Origin of the sequence: Streptomyces sp. (genome assembly GCF_035563135.1) — a bacterium.
GTDB lineage: Bacteria > Actinomycetota > Actinomycetes > Streptomycetales > Streptomycetaceae > Streptomyces.
Genome location: NZ_DATMVN010000472.1, coordinates 1 through 4,955, shown reverse-complemented (window position 1 = coordinate 4,955; position 4,955 = coordinate 1). Strand labels below are relative to the sequence as shown.

General features: G+C 67.6%; 4 protein-coding genes and 1 pseudogene. All 5 read right to left on the bottom strand.

Annotated elements, in window-relative coordinates; all coding sequences use genetic code 11:
- A partial coding sequence (locus VN520_RS20895) for a hypothetical protein (RefSeq protein ID WP_325748459.1) occupies positions 1 to 1,007 on the bottom strand: 1,007 nt, incomplete at its 3' end.
- A gap of 647 nt (positions 1,008 to 1,654) precedes the next feature.
- The gene (locus tag VN520_RS20890; protein ID WP_325748458.1) at positions 1,655 to 2,887 is read right to left on the bottom strand and encodes an ATP-grasp domain-containing protein; all 1,233 of its coding nucleotides are present in this window, start codon (positions 2,885 to 2,887) and stop codon (positions 1,655 to 1,657) included.
- 33 nt (positions 2,888 to 2,920) lie between these two features.
- Complete coding sequence (locus tag VN520_RS20885) at positions 2,921 to 3,448, bottom strand: hypothetical protein (protein WP_325748457.1); 528 nt, start codon at positions 3,446 to 3,448, stop codon at positions 2,921 to 2,923.
- A 212-nt stretch (positions 3,449 to 3,660) separates the two neighbouring features.
- Positions 3,661 to 4,554 carry a hypothetical protein gene (locus VN520_RS20880; RefSeq protein ID WP_325748456.1) on the bottom strand — a complete coding sequence of 298 codons (894 nt, stop codon included), beginning with the start codon at positions 4,552 to 4,554 and terminating at the stop codon, positions 3,661 to 3,663.
- Positions 4,555 to 4,596: 42 nt separating this feature from the next.
- Positions 4,597 to 4,955: pseudogene (locus tag VN520_RS20875) on the bottom strand (hypothetical protein); the annotation flags it as partial.

Below are 4,955 nucleotides of genomic sequence, written 5' to 3'. Positions count from 1 at the left end.
CCGTGGTCGATCGCCCATCGGATCATGCGGTCGCATCCTTCGCTGGGGGCCGCTGAGCCCCACCGTTGGATGACGGTGCGGCTGAGCTTCTTCCATACGGGCTGCCCAATCCAGAACCGGCCGTACGCGTTGAAGAGGTGCCAACTTCTCGTAAATGGCGGTAGGGGTCCGACCGTGGCGTCCGGGACTGCTTCAGCAGCCGCGCTCTCCAGGCCCTCGACTGTGTCGTTCTCCCTTTCCGGTCCCTCCCAGGTCGACTGCGGGCGGTTTGGCAGCCGTTCAGATCGGGCCAGGAGCAGCACGCTTGGAACCCAAGGCTCCAGGAGCGCTGCTTGCTCCCGGCATACTGCGTCCAGGGCTGTCGGGTTGTCCGCCGCGATCGGCAGGACAGCAGCCGTCTGGTCTTCGTCGAACAGGGCCAGATAGACCAGCTCGGCGTTTTCAGCGAGGTTGGGCGGATGAGATTCGAGGGGGAACCGGCCCGGTAGGAGCGCGAAGTACGTTCCTGGCGAGGGATGTGGTGCATCGGTGCCCAGGAACGGGATTCGGGCAGGCGTGAGGATGGGGTGCCGACGACTGCGGGCCTCGATCGGGTCGCCGCGGAAACGGGCGAGGTCATCCAATGTGGGCGGTGGCACATTGAGGACTCGCTCCTGAACGAACCTGGCCTCACCGCTGATGCCTGGCGTGGGTGTAAGGGTTACTCGCGCCCGGAGCGCCATAGGCGGCCGTCGCTCCTGAATCGAGTTTCGTGCGGAGCGGTCGTTGGAGAGGGAGGCGGCGCTGATCCACCGGGCCCGGCATTCATCTTCAACGAGCCAGGCGGTGAAGCTCAGAGCTGCCTCGATGATCTCCTGTGGGGATGTTGGAGCTCTGTCGAGGAACTCCGGCAGGGCTTCGTCCCGTTCGAGCGTGAGTCGGCCGGAGTGGTACGACCTCCACTCGGGCGGTGTCCCGGCGCCGGTTCCCCACTGCACCTCTGTCAAGTAGGTGTAGTGCTGGCTCATGAGAACCCTCGGTCCTTTCCACAGGCGTCTAGCAGCTCTGTCGTGCTCAGGGCGTCCATCCTCCGCAGAAGCTAGCTAGCACGCGAGGCTACGCGAATGCTCCGCTGTGTGTTGGCGAGTGGGGCCCCCGGCCCCGCCCACTTCCTGCTGCGCTGGTCGCCCAGCCAATTGCGGATGGTCGATGGGTCAGCTTGGACAGGCGCGGCGAAGTAGAAGCGAGCCGACGGCCGGTCTGGGCTAGCGCCGGTAGAGCACGAGGACCTGTCCGCCGCGCAGTGAGCTGGATCATGCCCGCTGCGCACAGCGGAGTGCACACCGCAGGCGCGGATGCGGCCATGCTCGGTCCGACTAGCTACTGAGAGAAGAGGAGGGCCGCCATGCCGGTACTCCGCCAGATCGCCACCTGCACCGCGCCGCAACCGACGGTCATCGAGCGCCGGTCACCTCGGAAGGGCCGGGACATCGACTACCGAGTGGAGCCAGCCGGTCGGTGTCTGGTGCCACGAGTAGAGCCGGGACCGCACTTCCTGGCCGTCCGACAGCACCACCGTCACGGCGCTGGGAGCAGAATCGGGAGAGGCCGGCGGCTCTGGCACGCCTCCACCGTAGGCCGCCGGTCCTGGCGCGCGGCCGATGCCGGGGGGCTGCTACTGGATGTGGAGTCCCTCGCGTTCCCACTGTCGCAGCAGTGCGTAGTCACGGTCGATGGCGCTCTGGGCTGTGGCGGCGAGGTAGACGTAGCCGGGTGAGCTGGTCAGGTCGCTGGTGCGCTCCAGCGGTTCGCCAGGTGTGATCGAGGAGCAGACCGCTATCGCGCTGGGGAGTGTGGCGACCGTGCCCGCGGCCTCGGCGCTGGCACGTCCTGGGGTGGGGTTGACGAACTCGACGTTGCGGATCCGTCCTGACCAGGAGATGTGCTGGTCGTCGAAGTCGAGGAGCGTGCGCGGGTCGACGAGGGCTGCGGCGAGCAGGGTGGTCTGGGAGGTCCCCAGGTACTTGTCGATTATGTCGGGGGAAGTGGCGCCGCCGAGTCGGGCGCCAGTTTCGATCAGGACTGGGCCGCGGGCGGTCAGCATCACCTCGGTGTGGGCTGCCGACTCCTGGATGCCCAGCGCGTCGAGGACACGGCAGGTGTAGGCCGTGAGCAGCTTCGCCTCAGCCGTGTGGGGGTCGACGGGCTCTTCGTAGTCGTACAAGGGCATCGGCCCGTCGGACGCCCGCTTCGTGTAGCGCCAGATCTCCGCGATCTTGTGGGTGCCACCCGCGCTGACTGAGTTGACGTAGTACTCGTTGCCGATCAGCCGTTCCTGGACGATGACGGCGGTGTTGCGCTGGCCGAAGATGTTGGGCTTGGCCAGGATCGCCTCGGTGGCGCTGGCTATCTCGTCGGGGGTCCGGCAGAAGCGCACACCGTCGGTCGCAGCGCTGGCCAGGGGCTTGACGACCGCTTCAGTGAGGCCGGAAGCCGTGAACCATGCGGCTGCGGCCGCCGGGCTGCCTGCCATCGTGCCTTGCGGCACGTCGAGCCCGGCGCGCTCGGCGGTCTGGTACATCAGCGCCTTGTCCCGCCGTGCCGGACGGCCGGCGGGGGTGTTGGTGGGGAGGCCGAGTTGCTGGGCGAGGGTCTCGGCCAGCGTCACGCCGGATTCGGAGCCGGCGACGACGCGGGAGATACCGAGGCTGGCGAGCTGCCCGGCGAGTGCGGGGGTGTCGTCGGTGTAGCCGAAGTCCAGGGAGTAGTCGTCGGGGCGGAAGCTGCGCTGCAGGAAGCCGTTGGTGCGGGGCTCGCTCTGGACGTGGATGCAGTTTACGCCGAGGTCGTTCAGGCGACGAGTGAGAACAGCGCCGGTGGAGAAGCCGTCGACGATGCAGATCTTCACGTTGGTTCTTCCGGTTGGTAGGGGGCTGGCGGGTTAGTGGGAGCGGTTCAGTTGCCGGCGCTGCCAGGCACGTACGGACTGGTGTGCTTCGCGGTATCGGACGCCCAGCTGCTCCCGCTGATCTGGGGTGAGGCTGGCGAGGCCGTAGCCGTCAAGGAATGCGACGGTGCCCCGGTAGCGGCCCCAGCCGCCTTCGGGGTCGAGCCGTCCGGCCAGAGTGTTGGCGACAAGGTTGAGCGGTCGCTGGTCGGACGCGGCTGTCGGTACGGCGAAGTACAGGGTCAACCCCGCGATGACGGGCATCGGATCGCGGCCGTACTCGTGTACGAGTAGCTGGTCACGTTCGGTCATGATGTCGTTGAGTTCGCTTCGGGGGCTGGTGACGAAGCCGAGCGTCCCGTCCGCGGTCAGCAGGGCGTAGGTGACGAGCGTGGAGTTCGCGTCGAGTTGGCCGCGATCGGCCATGCGGCGCTCCGCCTCCCGTCGTTCACGGAACTGCTCGAGGGAGCCGGGGTCTGTCGGGACGCAGGACTGGCTGCGGTAGGTGGAAAGGTCGGTCATCACTGCGGGTGAGGTGTTCCTTCGACGGGGCGGGCGTACGGGCGGCACCGTAGGAGATGGAGCGGACAGCGGGGCTCTGTCGCGCCTGTGTCGGGCGGGGAGAGCGGTGTGTGCGAGTGGGCTCACTCGAAGTTGAGGTCTTTGAGCCAGTCGTCAGGGCTGCTGGCCGGTGTTGTCGTGGCGCGGTCCTGCTGCGTGCTGGCGGGGAAGGATCAGGTCGCGCGGTCCCGTGCCGCCGTAATCAGGGCGCGCTCACGTGTCAGGTCCGCGTGGACGAAGGGATCGGTGTCCGGTGGAAGCTGTTCTCGTGCCTCGTCGATGGTGGACAACGCGTCGTCGTGGCGGTGGAGCCGACGCAGCGCGCTGGCTTTTCTGAAGAGAGCGATAGCGTCCGGCTTGCCGGCGAAGGCGGGAGTGTCGAGGAGGCTGAGGAGCCGACCGGGCTGGTGAGGGAGGTCCTCGCCGAGCCAGAGCCCGTGGAGGAGGCAGTGGGCAACCTTGGGATCGTTGCCGCTGTCCGCCAGCAGGGAATCGATGTGGCCCAGGCCGGCGGGGTCAGACTGTCCGAGCAGGGCGAAGGCGTACAGCGCCCTGGTGAAGGGGTCCAGGTCCGTCAGGGGGCGGGGATGTTGTTCGAGCAGGTGCTGAAGGGATCGGCAACGGAAGTCGTAGCGCAAAGTAACGGCGTACAGGTGGAGACGTGCGCGGGCGGTGACGGGCGGAGTCGGGCTGTGCAGTACCCGTTCCGGGGTGAGGTGCAGCAGGGCGCTACTGCCGACCTTGCGGGCTGTCCACGCGAGTGAGGCACAGAATTGGGCCGACTCGCTCCACGATGCCTGAAGCAGTTCCAGCCACGCTTCAGCGTCGTGAGTCCAGTCAGCGTCGAGTCGTGCCTCCAGGCCGTGGCGCGTGATGTCGAACGCGGTGGCGCGCGATGATGCGCCGGTGGCAGCGGCGTGGACCAGAGCGTGGTAACTGTCCGGGGCGGACAGCAGCCGCTGCGCTTCAGTACGGCGGGCGGGGACCGCTTCGGCAGGAAGGCGTGTGAAGGTATCCAGCATCGCGGCGGTGTTGTTGTTGTGGCATCGGTGGAGGCAGCAGGTCATGGGTTCCTCGGGTTCGTCACAGATACAGGTGGGGCTCGGCGGCTATCCGAAGTCGAAGCCGCCGATCCAGTTCTTGGTAGTGGGGTTTTCGGGCTGCGGTGATGCGGTGCTGGCGTCGGACGGAGGCGTGGGCTTTGTCTCTTTGTCCAGGGACGGCGTGCTCGGTGCCACTGGTGCGGCCGCCGGCCCTGGTGCTGGTGGGGGCTCGTCGACGAGGTCGCGGCGGACCCAGCGGGGGTCCTGGCCACCGTCCTTGTTGGGCACGAGTACCTGCACGTAGCCGAGTTCGGCGAGGTGCGCGCGGGCGAGGTCCTTGGCCCCGTGAATGGTGACGGTGGGGTCCCATGGCAGGGGCGTGGTGTCGTCGGGCAGGAACATGATCTGGGCCTGCTGGTAGCCGT